The sequence below is a fragment of the Zongyangia acetica genome (assembly GCF_038739695.1).
Classification (GTDB): Bacteria; Bacillota; Clostridia; order Oscillospirales; family Ruminococcaceae; genus Zongyangia; species Zongyangia gallinarum.
Map to the genome: position 1 here is coordinate 281617 of NZ_JBBEWN010000002.1, position 13872 is coordinate 295488.

Here is a 13872-nt window from a genome sequence, read left to right on the forward strand (position 1 = left end):
CCATGAAGGTCGTGCTTTCCAACGATCGGGGCGGCTACCGCCTGAAGGAAGCAGCCGTTGCCCTTTTAAAGGAACAGGGGCATGAGGTCATTGACCTAGGAATCCATGACCCGGAGGAGTTTCTCAGCTATACCGATGCCGGCATTGCTGTGGCAAAGGCCATCCAGTCGGGAGAGGCCCAGCGGGGCCTGCTTTTCTGCGGCACTGGTATGGGGGTCAGCCAAACCGCCAACAAGTTTAAAGGCGTCTACGCGGCGGTGGTAGAAAGCGTCTTTGCCGCCCGCCAGTGCCGGCTGATTAACAACTGCAATGTCATGTGCGCCGGAGGTTACATCCTAGGCGAATATATGGCCCGCGAAATGGTGGATGCCTTTATCAACACAGAACACACCCAGGGCTTTGAGCCGGAGCGCGCCGCTTATTTAAAGGGCCAGTTTGCGAGGCTCCAGGAGATTGAAGGGGAAAACATGAAATAAAAACATATCGGTATAACAAAAAGAGCCGCTTTTTGCGGCTCTTTTTGTTCTGCATAGCAGTGTCAGCTCTTGTCGGGGAGCTGTTATTCCCTTTGTCGCGGCAGGACAGTGGGAAAGCCGTCGAAAAAATCCGGCGGCTTTCCTGCAGGCAATTTTCTATGATAGAGGACAAAAGGGGGAGCAAAACGCATCCCCTTTATGAATCGTCTTGTTCTTCCATGGCCGCCAAAGTTTTCTGGATCTTATCCAGATCCAGTTCCGCGCTCACCGCCTCGTCGATGAAGATCACATTGGGCGGTAAAAACAGCTTATACAGCGGGACCTCCAGGGCTTGGGCAATATTGATGAGGACATCCAGAGAACAGAACCGGTTGTAATTCTTCGCTTCAATCTGGCTGAGGTAGCCTTTGCTGATGTGGGCGCGCAAAGAAAGTCCCTGTTGGGTCAGGCCTCTCTTCTTCCGGTATTTTTTGATGTTGTCGATGATCAGTCCGTAGACGTCCTTATTTTCTTCATACAATCCCATCACCAAAAACAGTATAACAATAAACTACAGATGAAAGACTAGCATATTGTTAGTCTTTCGCATGTCATACAAATATATGCACACTGATGGCAATGAAAAATATTTCCTATCTTGGTTTCTGCGTTGTTTGTTTTTAAATACATAAAAAAGAGGTCTTGGAGCAATCCAAGACCTCTAGGAAAAGCAGCTATCTGCTTATTTCTTATACACAAAGACGCGGATGATACCCTCTACCCCTTCCAGCTGGGCGACGATATCCTTATCCACCTCTCCTACCACATCCAACAGGGTGTAGGCAAAGTCCTTTTTAGACTTGTTGGTCATATTCTCAATGTTAATGCCCCGCTCCGCCATAATGGCCGAGATCTGGGTCAGCATGGAGGGAACATTCCGGTGGATGACGCCCAGGCGGACATCTGTGGTTCTGGGCATAGATACCGGCGGAAGGTTGACGGAATTGGTAATATTTCCGTTTTCCAAGAAGTCGATAAGCTCCTCAGCGGCCATGCTGGCGCAGTTGTCCTCACTCTCCGGAGTAGAGGCGCCCAGATGGGGCAGGCCAATAATACCAGGATGATCCAGGTATTCGTCCTCCAAAAAGTCGGTGATATACACCTTTACCGCCTTCTCATCCAGAGCGGCCAGGATGTCTTCTTTGACCACCAGATCGCCACGGGCAAAGTTCATGATCCGTACCCCATGTTTCATGGTCTGGATGGACTCAGAATTGATCATTCCTTTGGTCTCGGGGGTGGAAGGAACATGGATGGTAATATAATCGCTGTTCTCATAAATTTCGCCCAAGGTCTTGGCATGTTTGACCGACCGGGAAAGGCCCCAAGCGGCATCTACAGAGATGTAGGGGTCATAGCCATAGACTTCCATTCCCAGATGGACGGCGGCGTTGGCCACAAGGATGCCGATGGCGCCCAGGCCGATAACGCCCAATTTCTTGCCCTTGATCTCAGGGCCAACGAACTGGGATTTTCCCTTTTCCGCCAGCTTTGCTACGTTTTCGCCCTCGCCTTTTAGGCCCTTGGCCCATTCGATGGCCGGGACAATCTTCCGGGAGGAGAGCAGCAACGCGCAGATAACCAGCTCCTTGACAGCGTTGGCGTTGGCGCCGGGAGTGTTGAAGACGACAATACCAGCCTCGCTGCATTTATCCAGGGGGATGTTGTTGACGCCGGCGCCTGCCCGGGCAATGGCCTTCAGGGACGCTGGGAATTCCATGTCATGCATGGATGCGCTGCGCACCAGCACGGCATCGGGGTTCTCAACCTCGCTGGCATAGCTGTATTTATTCTTATCAAACTTTTCCAGCCCAATTGGGCTGATTTTGTTGAGGGTCAGTATATTATACATGATCGTTCCTCCTTCTTCACAGCTGTGGCGGTTTTGCGGGCGGCAAGACGCTGCCATAGCTTTTTCAAGCCATTACCGCAGCTAAACCCACTGCACCGTAACACAGCCCACCAAAGAGACCGTTTTATTTGTTTTCGGCCTCAAATTTCTTCATGAAAGCAACCAGCTTCTCAACGCCTTCGATGGGCATGGCGTTGTAGATGGAAGCACGCATACCGCCAACAGAACGGTGGCCCTTGATGTTGATAAATCCAGCCGCCTTGGCTTCGGCGATGAACTTTTTATCCAAGTCCGCGTCGCCGGTGATAAAGGGAACGTTCATCATGGAGCGGTCTTCTTTTACCACGGTGCCCTTGAACAGATTGGAGCTATCCAGGAAATCATAGAGGATAGCAGCTTTCTTCTGGTTGTATTCCTTCATCTTTTCCAGGCCGCCCATTTCGTCCCGGATCCACTCCAGCACCATCTTGCAGATGTAGATAGCATAGGTGGGCGGGGTGTTATACATGGAGCCGTTGTCAGCATGGATCTGATAGTTAAACATGGTGGGAGTATAATCCCGCGCGTTGCCGATCAGGTCCTCACGGACGATGACCACGGTCAAACCTGCCGGTCCCATGTTTTTCTGAGCGCCGGCATAGATCAGGCCGAATTTGCTCACGTCAATGGGCTCGGACAGGATGCAGGAAGACATATCCGCCACCAGGGGCACATCGCCGGTGTCGGGGATTTCTTTGAAGCAGGTGCCATAGATGGTGTTGTTGTAGCAGATGTGGAAATAGTCCGCATCCTTGTCAAAGGTAGACGGATCCAGTTTGGGGATGTAGGAGAAAGTCTTGTCAGCGCTGGAAGCGACCACATTGCACTGCCCATAGCGGGACGCCTCGGCGTAAGCTTTCTTTGCCCACTGGCCGGTCAGAACAAAATCAGCTTTCCCGCTTTTATTCATCAGGTTCAGAGGGACCATGGCAAACTGGGAGGAAGCGCCGCCCTGCAAAAACAGAACTTTGTAATTGTCCGGGATGTTCAGGGTCTGGCGAAGCAGAGCCTCACAGCCGTTTATAATCTCTTCGTACTCTTTAGATCGATGGCTCATCTCCATAACGGACTGCCCGGATCCGTTGTAGTCCAGCATTTCGCTTGCGGCTTTTGATAATACCGGCTCCGGTAAGGTCGATGGGCCTGCCGAAAAGTTATAAACTCTTCCCATAAAGATACCTCCTGAAAAAATGTAAAATTTGTCTCCTATAGCAACTCATTGTCAAAAATATGACAATGATGGAGCGCTATAACTCATATTATATTTTTTCACAGCGAAATAGTCAATCAAAAAGGAACAAACGCCAAAAATTTTGGCGTTTGTACAAGATTTCAACCGATGAAATTGTCAATATTGTTCTTTGTAATGTGGTCACCTGTCAGCACAGCAGAGACACGTCCATCTTTGACAGCCACAACCTTGTTGGCAATCGCCGCCAGTTCCTCGTTGTCATTGGAGGTAATGATAAAGGAAACCCCCTCCTTACACTCCCTGACCATATCTTTATAAAAATGGATGGACGCCATAATATCTAGCGGTGCTGTGGGAAGGTGAAGCAGATAAATCTTTCCGTTTTGAGCGAAAGCCTGGTTGAGTCTTTCCAACATCTGCTGAAGCGGGGTTTTCCTCTCCCCCTGGGGCTTTTTAAACCACAAGATAGCGGTTAAGGAATCCCCAAATTTTTCCAGCTCATCCTGGAACTTAATCATCCGCGCCTTTCCCCCAGCATCCTTGCCAGTTTGGGAGATGTATCTGGCCACCTTCTCAAACTTCCGTTGATACCGCTCATCCTCGGGGCCGGTGACCGCCACAATGCCCCGGGCCATGGCATCCGCTGGGGAATGGATGGAAAAGGTCTCCCCTTCCACTGTGACCTTCCCCTGGCAGGGAACAAGCCCCGCCAAAGCCCGGATGATTTCATCCCGGCCGCTGCCTTCTAGGCCGGCCAAAGCGACGATTTCCCCCTCCTGCACAGTGAAGGAAATATCGGAAAAGTGTTTCCCACTGTCGGAGAGATGCTTGATCTCCATGGCGACCTCTTCCCTAGGCGCCGGCTTCTCCGGGTAAATGGCGCCAATCTCCGTACCCAACATGGCCCGGACCAGCTCCTCATAGGTGGCGTTGGGCAGCTCATGGGTCATCGCTCCATCCTTGAGGACGATGACCTTATCGCAGAGGCGGGCCAGCTCCCGCAGATCGTGGGAGATGATGAGGACTGCGCATCCTTCCTCCCGCAGCTTCCGGGCTACACCGTGGAGCATGGCGGTTTCCCGCTCGGTCATATGGGCGGTGATATCGTCAAAAATGAGCACCCGCGGGTTTTTCAGCATGGCTTTTGCCACCGAAAGGAGGGTGTGCTCCGCCGGGCTCAGGGCTTTCACCGGGGCGTCGATATTTAGGTTCAAATCCAACCGGTCAAACAGTTCCAAAGCCATCTGCCGGTATTTTTTCTTCCGCACAAACACCTTGTCCTTTTCTGTCTCTTCGAAGAACAGGTTGTCCACCACCGACATTTCAGGAAACAGATAATTTTCCCTTCCGGTCACAACAATGCCCGCCTCCCGGGCTTCCACCGGGCTGCGCAGGCTGACCCGTTTGCCGTCCACATAGACCCGCCCGGTGTAACCGGTGGTGATCCCCCCCAATAGGGAGGCCAAAGCCGTCTTTCCCGAACGATTGAGGCCGCACAGTCCCACAATCTGGGGCACATCAATGGTAAAGCTAATGTCCTTAAGGGAAAAACCGGAGCCAAACGCCCGGCTGAGGTTTTCCAGCTTCAGGAGGTATTCTTCGTTTTCCACTACGATCACCTGCGTTTCTATAATTTCACGTTATTGCATCCACCAGCCGCTTCCTGTGCTATAATAGAGGAAAATATCCGGACACAGGGGGGCTTTTGGTGCAAAACGATTGGTTCATGGAACAAATTGAAATGATGACCCGCTTTCTGGGCAAGGTGCTCTTTCATAAGGATCTGGCGCCAGAGGAGTTCCAGCTGGTGGACGCCCAATCCTTCTCTGAAGGGGATCTGACCGCCATCACCGTCAAGCGGCTCCTCTCCCAAAATCGGATCAACGAGGCGGAAAACCTGATCTTCGACGAAATCGAAAAGGAAGCCTCTCCTCGGATGCTGAAAATCGCCTGCGATTTTTACGGCGCCTTGGCCCAGATGGAGGAGTCACGGCTTGCCGCTGCGGATTTTTCCCGGGAAGAGGTGGCTCAGGGCATCCGGGATATCGAGGATCTCTATGGCATCAGCCACCTAGAAAGCATATAGCCCCCGCCTCTTCCCGAGCAAGGAGGGAAAGGGCATAGAAAGCCATCCGCCTCAGGGCAGATGGCTTTTCTCGTTAGTTTTTCTGATGCTTCTGGATCAAGGACACCAGCAGTGGAACATCCACATCGTTGTCCTTGTCATATTTGACCTTATCCAGGTGTCCCCGCAGCTCATTGACCCGCAGGAAAGGAACCGTTTCGTGGACGTAAATCTCCGTCTTTTTCTTAAAGGGGGAGAAGATGATCATTGGTTCCATCTGGATTTTGTAGACGTTGTTGGCGGCGAAGATGGTACGGTAGACGTCAATATCCTTTTCCAGCTTGGTCAGGCCGTTGGGGATCCGGGTCTTGCGCTGGTTGGGGCTGACATAGGCCCAGGTCTCGTCCTTGGGATTGCCGTAATATTCGCCTGCATAATCCTCGGTTTCAAAGAAGATGATGCCGAAGAAGCCGATCAGCATGAGATCGGTATGGGCGGTCCGCCCCTGGATGGAGACGGTGACATCTCGAAGTACCTTAAAATTGCGAACCCCAGCATAACGCCGGAGAATCCGATACGCTCTTTTCCGGACATACCGGCCCTTTTTCATCAGGTACATCCTGCGGATGGCAAAATAGGCAACAATCAATATCAAAACGGCTGCCGCCATACCAAAGATCGTTAAAGTCCATTGTGTTTGCGTCAACGGCATCTCTCATAACCTCTTTATCTCACATGATCACAGCGGCGCCGGACGCGGCGGGCTGTAACAGATATTCTATCACAAATTCGTCACAAAGAAAATAGCTCGGTACGGATAAATCCCGTTCCCTTTATGAATAAATTGTGAAATTTTCTGGATAGCTTTCTTGTTTTTTCCGGAGCCATGTGAGAAAAAATTGAAATAAAACCTCTGTCTATGCTATACTGGGGAAAACACTTGGTAGAAAGAGGGAATTGCAGTGCCACAGCTAAAAAAGGGGCAGCGGGTATATCTCATCGACGAAATCCGGGGATTTGCTATCCTGTGTATGGTGATCTATCACGGGGTCTATGACCTGCTGGCCATCTTTGGGATTTCTTTCCCCTTCTTTTTCTCCCCCCTGATGAACGGGGTACGGACCTTTTTCGCCGGTACCTTTATCTTTATTTCCGGCACAGCCTGTCAGTTTTCCCATAACAATCTCAAACGGGGCGCCATCTGCCTAGGGCTTGGCCTTGCCATCACCCTGTTTACCGCCCTGTTCCTGCCAGAGGAGCTCATTGTTTTTGGCATTCTCCATATGCTGGGCATCTCTATGATGCTCTTTGGCCTGCTCCGTCCCCTCTTTCAGAAGCTCCACCCCATGGTGGGAGCCGCCGTCATGCTGGTCCTGTTTATCTTTACCTACGGCGTCACCAACGGCTATGTGGGCATTCCCTACTTCTGGGAGATTCCCCTGCCAGACTTCCTTTATTCCACCAGCTATCTATTCCCCCTTGGCTTTATCCCCGCCGGATTTTACTCCGCCGATTATTTTTCCCTCCTGCCCTGGCTTTTTCTCTTCTTTATGGGCTCCTTTGTGGGGGTCTATGTCAAGGAAGGCAGGTTCCCTGCCCCCTTCTACAGAAAGCACAGCCGGTTTCTCTCCTTTGTGGGCCGCAAGACTCTGATTGTCTATGTCCTGCATCAGCCGGTGCTCTACGGCCTGATGAGCCTCATCGCCCTGCTGCTGCCAAACGCTTAATTTTCAACATCCAAAACGCCCCAGAAGCTTTGGCTTCCGGGGCGTTTTTCTTATTCTTTAATTAAGTATACCTTTGCATTGCCGTCGATGCGGACCATACAGGCCAGCCTGACCCCTCGCTCTACTTCCTCTGGGGTGAGAAGGGCCATCTCCTGCTCGGTCAAGGTGCCCACCAGGCCGGTGGCGATGACCTTGCATCTGCCGCAGGTGACATTGCCGTTGCAGGTGGAGTCAATGGGAATCTCGTTTTCTTTCAGCAGAGAGAGCAGATGATCCCCTTTGTTTGCATCGATATATGTAACATGATCTCCGTCATAGACGGTGAGCCGGCAGACCATCAGCCATGCCTCCTCTGTTTTCATTTCTGCTCCTATTTTACCGCATTTGAGGGAGAATAACTAGAGGTTTTTACAAAAAATTTCTCATTCGTATTTTTTCCGCCTTTTCCCCTTTCCATAAAAAAGGGAAGGGCCGCCGCAGCGGCCCTTTGGAGGGGGAAAATTATTTAACCATATAGGTGATGTTATCAACAAGATGGGAAAGGGTTCCCATGGCTTTGTCCATGCCCTTCTTCAGCTTTTTGCGCTGGGGTTTCATGGATTTGCCCGCCATCATATAGGCGGCGGTTCCCACGGCGATGCCTACGGCCGCGCCTTTCATCACGTTGGTGGCAGTTTTGTTCATAGCAGATACCTCCATTATTCAGCTTGGTTGCGGAAACGGCAGCGCCGTGCTTTGCCTGCCGTGCGCTTTTCTCTCTCGTGTTCCCGTCGTAGTTATTGTGTCCCGTTTTTTGGGAGATACTATAAAAAGCAGCCGTCCCTTCCCTGGTATTTTTACCAATTTCACAATGATCCATGCACAGCGGCCACAAAATTTATACAATCTGAGACACGAGGGAATTTGACAGAAAAAAGGTGACCTGTTTTCTTGTGAAATGAAATGGTTTCATGCTAGAATGGATGAGGCAACATGGCAAACCTACACAAAAGAGCAAATTTTTTCATAAATTGCCGGCTTTTTGTCAAAGGTTTGATGTAGTCCTATAATCAAATTACATTGCGAATGCAGGTGAAACAGATGAATCACAGACCCATGCGGGTGGCTGCCATCCACGATTTATCCGGCTTTGGCCGTTGTTCCCTCACCGTGATCCTCCCCGTCCTTTCGGCCATGGGGGTCCAGGCTTGTCCCGTCCCCACCGCCGTTTTCTCCACCCATTTGGGCGGGCTGGGAGAGGTGGCCTATCGGGATCTGACCGACTTTATGGAGCCGGCCCTGGCCCATTACCGGCAGTTGGATATTGGCTTTGAAGCTATTTACAGCGGTTTTCTCAGCACCGAGAATCAGATTGGCCATTGCCTCGCCTTTCTGGAAAGTTATCCTGACGCGCTGGCGGTGGTGGATCCGGTGATGGGGGATCACGGCAAACCCTATAAAAGCCATCCTCCGGCCCTGCAGCTTCGGATGCGGGATCTGGTCAGGGAGGCGGACGTCATCACCCCCAACCTGACCGAGGCCGCTATGCTGCTGGATCAGGACTTCCCCAGTTTCCCCATCACCCGGGCCCAGGGAAAAAGCATGCTGGTCCGGCTTTCGGAGCTGGGGCCTGGAAAGGTGGTCATCACCGGGGTCAAGCTAGCCACCGGGGAGATGGCAAATATCGGCTACGACCGGGAGAAAAACGCCTTTTGGGCGGTGGACTGCGACTATGTCCCTGTCTCCTATCCGGGAACAGGGGACATTTTCGCCAGTGTGCTGACCGGCGGCATGCTCACCGGGGACAGCCTGCCCATGGCCATGGACCGTGCCTCCCGTTTTGTGGAGCTGACCATCAAGACCACCTTTGGCTATGGCAGCGACACCCGCTACGGCGTCATGCTGGAAATGTGTCTGCCAGAGCTGATGAGCCGGGAGGTTCCCCACCGTTATCATATTTTTTAGTCCTCCTGTATCCGCAAAATTTAACAGAAATGGAATGGGACTTTATGCATCAAAAAACGACCACACGGGAGCTTGTGCTCACCGCCCTTTTTGCAGCGCTGTGCTTTCTCGGCACCTACATCAACATTCGGATTCCCTTTCCCGGCGGCGCCGGCAGCGCCATGATCCACTTCGGCAACATCTTCTGCCTCACCGCCGCCCTGGTGTTGGGCGGCGTCAAGGGCGGTTTGGCCGGCGGGCTGGGTATGGGCTTATTTGACCTGATCAGCGGCACCTATGCCCTCTACTCCCCCGGCACCTTTCTCGGCAAATTCCTCACCGGGCTTGTCTGCGGCCTCATCATGCACCGGGGGCACAAGCCTTTCTCCATGAAACGGGGTTTTCTGGCGGCAGGATGCGGCATCCTGGTCAACGTCTTTCTCTCCCCTCTCAACAGCATGATCGTCCTGTCCCTGACCTCCGGCGGTACGACAAAGCCCGTCCTCTTCGCGGCAGTTGGAGACCTGCTGCTTTCCCTGCTCAACGCCGTCATCGCTGTGGTCGTTTCGGTGCCTTTGGCCCGGGGCATCACCCTGGGGCTGGGCAAATCATCAGCCTCTCACCAGTAGCTGGGAGCCCTTGTCTTTCCCAGGATGGCAGGGTATAATAGGGGACAGCAGGTCGGGATTTGACCCGTCTGGCAGAAGGGGGAAATCATCGTGCGCATTGTGGTATTTTCTGATTCCCACCGGGATTTTTTTGCGCTGAAGAAGGCGGTGGACGCCCAGCCGGGAGCCAGTCTCTTCCTCCACCTGGGGGATCACATCCGGGATATGGAGGACTTACAGGACTGCTATCCCGAAAAGGCCATTCTCGGGGTGCCGGGCAACTGTGACTTCGGCAGCGATGCTCCGGTAACCCGGGTCTTTGAGGAGGCTGGGGTCCCCATTGCTATGACCCATGGCCACACCTTAGGCGTCAAGGGCTCCCTGGAGCCGCTGAAAAAATGGGCCCGTCAGGAAGAGGCGCGCATCGTCCTCTTTGGCCATACCCATATCCCTTTGAGCGCTTATGAGGACGGCCTTTACATCCTCAACCCCGGCAGCATCGGTCATCCCCGGGATGGAAGGCCCACTTATGCCATTATTGACATTGTATCAAACGGTATAGTCACCAATATTATATACTTATAGTATAAAAAGGGGACAAAATGAAACTGGAAAACCTGACAACAAACGACCTAGGACGCCACTGCATTTATCTGGATGAGGTGGATTCCACCAACGAGTATCTCAAAAGGGAGGGCGCTTCCCTCCCCCATGGTACCCTGGTTCTCGCCGGCTGCCAGACGGCAGGCAAGGGACGGCTGGGACGGCGCTGGGCTGCCACCGACCGGGATGCCCTGGCCATGAGCCTGCTGCTTTGGGATTTTGATGTACAGCGGCTGTCTGCCCTGCCCTTGGTCTGCGGCATGGCGGTGGCGCAGGGGCTGCGGGAGATGACCGGCGGCGACTTTGGCATCAAATGGACCAACGATGTGGTAGCCCAGGGCAAAAAAGTCTGCGGCATCCTCTGTGAATCCAGGCTGATGGGGTCGGGGGCTTTTGCTGTCTGCGGCATCGGCGTCAATCTCATTCAGAATGAGGACTATTTTCACCAGCGGGAACTGCCCTACGCCACTTCGGTGCGCCTTGCCACCGGCGTCAGCCTGTCTCCGGATAAGGCAGCGGCGGCAATTCTGAATGCACTGGAGCCGCTCTATCAATCCTTTGCTGAGAAGGGTTTTGCCTCCCTGTGGGAAGAGTACCGCCGCCAATGTGTGACCTTAGGCCGCCAGGTCCGGGTCACCTATGGAGGGGAGACCCGGGAGGGGGAGGCGCTGGACGTGGCGGAGGATGGAAACCTGATCTGCCGCATCGGCGGGGATCTGGTCAAAATCGCCGCTGGGGAAGCCTCTGTCCGGGGAATGTATGGATATGTGTAAAAGTCCCTATCTGATATCTCACATTTAGATGACCCTCTGTAACAGCGTTTGTTAGGAAAGGATAAATAAAATGAAATTGATTTCTTGGAATGTCAACGGTCTGCGGGCCTGCCTGGGCAAAGGCTTCATGGACTTCTTTAACCTGGCTCAGGCGGATATTTTCTGTCTGCAGGAGACAAAGATGCAGCAGGGCCAGGCTCAGGTGGAGTTGCCCGGCTATGAGCAATATTGGAACAGCGCCGAGAAAAAAGGCTATTCTGGGACGGCGGTGTTCTGCAAGGAACATCCCCTTCATGTGTCTTATGGGCTGGGGATCCCCGAGCACGACAAGGAGGGGCGGATTATCACGGCGGAATTTGACCGTTTTATCCTGGTCAATGTCTATACGCCCAACGCCCAGCGGGGACTGACCCGTCTGGACTACCGGGTGGCGTGGGAAGACGCTTTCCGGGACTATGTCACCGGTTTGGATCAGCAAAAACCGGTCATCATCTGCGGGGACATGAATGTGGCCCATGAGGAAATCGATCTAAAAAACTATAAAACCAATGTGGGCAACGCCGGTTTCACCATGGAGGAACGGCAGAAAATGACCGAGCTTTTAGAAAACGGTTTTACCGATTCCTTCCGTCACTTTTATCCGGATAAAACTGGGGCCTATTCCTGGTGGTCCTATATGTTCCACGCCCGGGACAACAACGCTGGGTGGCGGATTGACTATTTTCTCGTCTCCAACCGTCTTGTACCGGAAATGAGGGACAGCCTGATCTATTCTGACATTATGGGAAGCGATCACTGTCCTGTGGGCTTAGAAATCTTTGCATAAAAAATAGCCTTCCATCATGGAAGGCTATTTTATTTATTCGGCCGCACTGTGTGCTTCATAAAACCGGACAGAGGAAATCACCCGGCCTAATATCTGGACGTGGTCAGTATAAATCGGCTCCATGGTATCATTTTCCGGTTGGAGGCGGTAATGTCCATCCTCCTTATAGAACCGTTTAACCGTGGCCTCCTCATCGATGAGGGCGATCACTATGTCCCCGTTCTCCGCTGTTTGGGTTCTGCGGACGATGACATAATCCCCGTTTAAGATGCCGGCGTTGATCATGCTCTCCCCTTTGACCCGCAGCGCATATAAATCCTGCACATTTTTTCTGCCGCTGGGAATATAGCCCAGTATTTCTTCATAAGCCAAAATGGGATTCCCTGCGGTGACCAAGCCCACAATGGGAATTTTGTTTTCAGGGGGAACCTGCGCAGACGGATCTTTCAGCTTCACCGTCCTGTTAAGACCGTTCTTTTTTGAAATATATCCTTTTTCCTCCAGAATGCCCAAGTACTTATGTACCGTAGAGGTGGATCGAATTCCCACTCCAGCTGCAATTTCACGCACTGTCGGGGGAATGTCGTCTCCGCTGTGTTCTCTGAGATACCGCAGAATCTCCTGTTCAAAATCTATCTTCATACGCATCTTTCTCACCTCTACGCAATTCCTTTTTTCTATCATACCACAAACAAACGTTCATTGGCAATGGATAATTCGAAATTTGTCAAAAACACAGGATAAAGAAAAACCACAGCATGTTTCCATACTGTGGTTTTTAAGAAGCCGGCACCGACCTATTTTCCCAGGCAGTCACCCGCCAAGTATTTTCGGCACAGATGAGCTTAACTACTGTGTTCGGGATGGGAACAGGTGGGACCTCATCGCTATAGGCACCGGCAAAGGACAACGGGAAGTCATCCTAACCATATATATGAAGCATCCGAAGGGATGGTTCAATCTTGTATATAGGAACGAGAAATGAATCTCAGAGGTAGTCAATGGTGACCCGTGCGGGAATCGAACCCGCGTTGCCGGCGTGAGAGGCCGGAGTCTTAACCGCTTGACCAACGGGCCATCTGGTGCGCCATCAGGGACTCGAACCCGGGACCCGCTGATTAAGAGTCAGCTGCTCTACCAACTGAGCTAATGGCGCATATTTTCGCCAAACACACTTTCCAGTTGGACTAGCCGACCGCTAACACTCAAGCTTCACCTTCCGGCTCGCTTTCGCTGAGCGTCTGGCCATACCAACTGAGCTAATGGCGCATATTAGTCATTAGCCATTATGCTTTGCCTTTCGGCTCAGGATTTCTCTTTTTGGTGCGTCATCAGTACGAAGCGTTTAAAAAGGCTGCCGGGGGCAGGCTTTTAGCGGAGTGGAACAGCCAGCGATCTTTAGGAGCGGCCACTGTTCCTCGAACCCGGGACCCGCTGATTAAGAGTCAGCTGCTCTACCAACTGAGCTAATGGCGCATATTTTCGCCAAACACACTTTCCAGTTGGACTAGCCGACCGCTAACACTCAAGCTTCACCTTCCGGCTCGCTTTCGCTGAGCGTCTGGCCATACCAACTGAGCTAATGGCGCTCGTTGTGGTACTGCCTTCTGGCAGATATGGGCACTTTTGTGCACCCTCAAAACTGAACAATGGAAAACCTTCGAACCTGGATTTGTTTAGGTCAAGCCCTCGACCGATTAGTACTCGCTAGCTGAACGTGTCACCACGCTTACACTTTGAGCCTATCAA

Annotated in this window: 16 protein-coding genes, 2 tRNA genes and 1 rRNA gene; 8 read left to right on the forward strand and 11 right to left on the reverse strand. The window is 52.3% G+C overall.

Features of this window, described 5'->3' with window-relative positions:
- Nucleotides 1–2: 2 nt before the first annotated feature.
- Nucleotides 3–476 carry an RpiB/LacA/LacB family sugar-phosphate isomerase gene (locus WGC32_RS03145; protein ID WP_342680662.1) on the forward strand — a complete coding sequence of 158 codons (474 nt, stop codon included), beginning with the start codon at nucleotides 3–5 and terminating at the stop codon, nucleotides 474–476.
- A gap of 196 nt (nucleotides 477–672) precedes the next feature.
- On the opposite strand, the gene WGC32_RS03150 is transcribed toward WGC32_RS03145, so the two are convergent.
- From WGC32_RS03150 to WGC32_RS03165, 4 genes are all read right to left on the reverse strand, one after another.
- Nucleotides 673–996, reverse strand: a complete 324-nt coding sequence (locus WGC32_RS03150; RefSeq protein ID WP_224771593.1) for a helix-turn-helix domain-containing protein — start codon at nucleotides 994–996, stop codon at nucleotides 673–675.
- A 201-nt stretch (nucleotides 997–1197) separates the two neighbouring features.
- Entirely contained in the window at nucleotides 1198–2367 is a 1170-nt protein-coding gene (locus WGC32_RS03155; RefSeq protein ID WP_342680663.1) for a phosphoglycerate dehydrogenase, read from the reverse strand.
- A gap of 124 nt (nucleotides 2368–2491) precedes the next feature.
- Complete coding sequence (gene serC / locus WGC32_RS03160; protein WP_342680664.1) at nucleotides 2492–3577, reverse strand: 3-phosphoserine/phosphohydroxythreonine transaminase; 1086 nt, start codon at nucleotides 3575–3577, stop codon at nucleotides 2492–2494.
- A gap of 161 nt (nucleotides 3578–3738) precedes the next feature.
- Nucleotides 3739–5208 (reverse strand): ATP-binding cassette domain-containing protein, encoded by a 1470-nt coding sequence (locus tag WGC32_RS03165; RefSeq protein WP_342680665.1) that lies wholly within the window; start codon nucleotides 5206–5208, stop codon nucleotides 3739–3741.
- A 98-nt stretch (nucleotides 5209–5306) separates the two neighbouring features.
- Between WGC32_RS03165 and WGC32_RS03170 the strand changes: the two genes are divergently transcribed.
- Complete coding sequence (locus WGC32_RS03170) at nucleotides 5307–5684, forward strand: DUF6483 family protein (protein ID WP_342680666.1); 378 nt, start codon at nucleotides 5307–5309, stop codon at nucleotides 5682–5684.
- A 73-nt stretch (nucleotides 5685–5757) separates the two neighbouring features.
- Here the strand turns inward: WGC32_RS03170 and WGC32_RS03175 are convergent, their stop codons facing one another.
- Nucleotides 5758–6375 carry a nuclease-related domain-containing protein gene (locus tag WGC32_RS03175; protein WP_342680667.1) on the reverse strand — a complete coding sequence of 206 codons (618 nt, stop codon included), beginning with the start codon at nucleotides 6373–6375 and terminating at the stop codon, nucleotides 5758–5760.
- 250 nt (nucleotides 6376–6625) lie between these two features.
- Here WGC32_RS03175 and WGC32_RS03180 point away from each other — a divergent pair, with 250 nt between their 5' ends.
- Nucleotides 6626–7390 carry a heparan-alpha-glucosaminide N-acetyltransferase gene (locus WGC32_RS03180; RefSeq protein ID WP_342680668.1) on the forward strand — a complete coding sequence of 255 codons (765 nt, stop codon included), beginning with the start codon at nucleotides 6626–6628 and terminating at the stop codon, nucleotides 7388–7390.
- Nucleotides 7391–7440: 50 nt separating this feature from the next.
- Here WGC32_RS03180 and WGC32_RS03185 read toward each other — a convergent pair whose 3' ends face one another.
- Both WGC32_RS03185 and WGC32_RS03190 read right to left on the reverse strand, forming a co-directional pair.
- On the reverse strand, nucleotides 7441–7752 hold the full coding sequence (locus WGC32_RS03185) for a 2Fe-2S iron-sulfur cluster-binding protein (protein ID WP_191482329.1): 312 nt from the start codon (nucleotides 7750–7752) through the stop codon (nucleotides 7441–7443).
- 139 nt (nucleotides 7753–7891) lie between these two features.
- The gene (locus tag WGC32_RS03190) at nucleotides 7892–8074 is read right to left on the reverse strand and encodes a hypothetical protein (protein ID WP_191482330.1); all 183 of its coding nucleotides are present in this window, start codon (nucleotides 8072–8074) and stop codon (nucleotides 7892–7894) included.
- 396 nt (nucleotides 8075–8470) lie between these two features.
- Between WGC32_RS03190 and WGC32_RS03195 the strand changes: the two genes are divergently transcribed.
- The 5 genes from WGC32_RS03195 to WGC32_RS03215 all read left to right on the forward strand — a co-directional run bounded on the left by WGC32_RS03195 (nucleotide 8471) and on the right by WGC32_RS03215 (nucleotide 12123).
- A complete protein-coding gene (locus tag WGC32_RS03195) occupies nucleotides 8471–9334 on the forward strand; it encodes a pyridoxamine kinase (RefSeq protein ID WP_342680669.1) in 864 nt (287 codons plus the stop codon).
- 44 nt (nucleotides 9335–9378) lie between these two features.
- Complete coding sequence (locus tag WGC32_RS03200) at nucleotides 9379–9942, forward strand: ECF transporter S component (RefSeq protein WP_191482332.1); 564 nt, start codon at nucleotides 9379–9381, stop codon at nucleotides 9940–9942.
- Nucleotides 9943–10032: 90 nt separating this feature from the next.
- Nucleotides 10033–10506, forward strand: coding sequence for a metallophosphoesterase family protein (locus WGC32_RS03205; protein WP_342680670.1), 474 nt, complete (start codon nucleotides 10033–10035; stop codon nucleotides 10504–10506).
- Nucleotides 10507–10523: 17 nt separating this feature from the next.
- The gene (locus tag WGC32_RS03210; RefSeq protein WP_342680671.1) at nucleotides 10524–11297 is read left to right on the forward strand and encodes a biotin--[acetyl-CoA-carboxylase] ligase; all 774 of its coding nucleotides are present in this window, start codon (nucleotides 10524–10526) and stop codon (nucleotides 11295–11297) included.
- A gap of 70 nt (nucleotides 11298–11367) precedes the next feature.
- The gene (locus tag WGC32_RS03215) at nucleotides 11368–12123 is read left to right on the forward strand and encodes an exodeoxyribonuclease III (RefSeq protein WP_191482335.1); all 756 of its coding nucleotides are present in this window, start codon (nucleotides 11368–11370) and stop codon (nucleotides 12121–12123) included.
- A 33-nt stretch (nucleotides 12124–12156) separates the two neighbouring features.
- On the opposite strand, the gene lexA is transcribed toward WGC32_RS03215, so the two are convergent.
- From lexA to WGC32_RS03235, 4 genes are all read right to left on the reverse strand, one after another.
- The gene (gene lexA / locus WGC32_RS03220) at nucleotides 12157–12765 is read right to left on the reverse strand and encodes a transcriptional repressor LexA (protein ID WP_342680672.1); all 609 of its coding nucleotides are present in this window, start codon (nucleotides 12763–12765) and stop codon (nucleotides 12157–12159) included.
- Nucleotides 12766–12907: 142 nt separating this feature from the next.
- Nucleotides 12908–13024: ribosomal RNA gene (rrf, locus tag WGC32_RS03225) — 5S ribosomal RNA — on the reverse strand.
- A 101-nt stretch (nucleotides 13025–13125) separates the two neighbouring features.
- Nucleotides 13126–13200 (reverse strand) — tRNA-Glu (locus tag WGC32_RS03230).
- A 3-nt stretch (nucleotides 13201–13203) separates the two neighbouring features.
- A tRNA-Lys gene (locus WGC32_RS03235) sits at nucleotides 13204–13279 on the reverse strand.
- Between the last annotated feature and the right edge of the window lie 593 nt (nucleotides 13280–13872).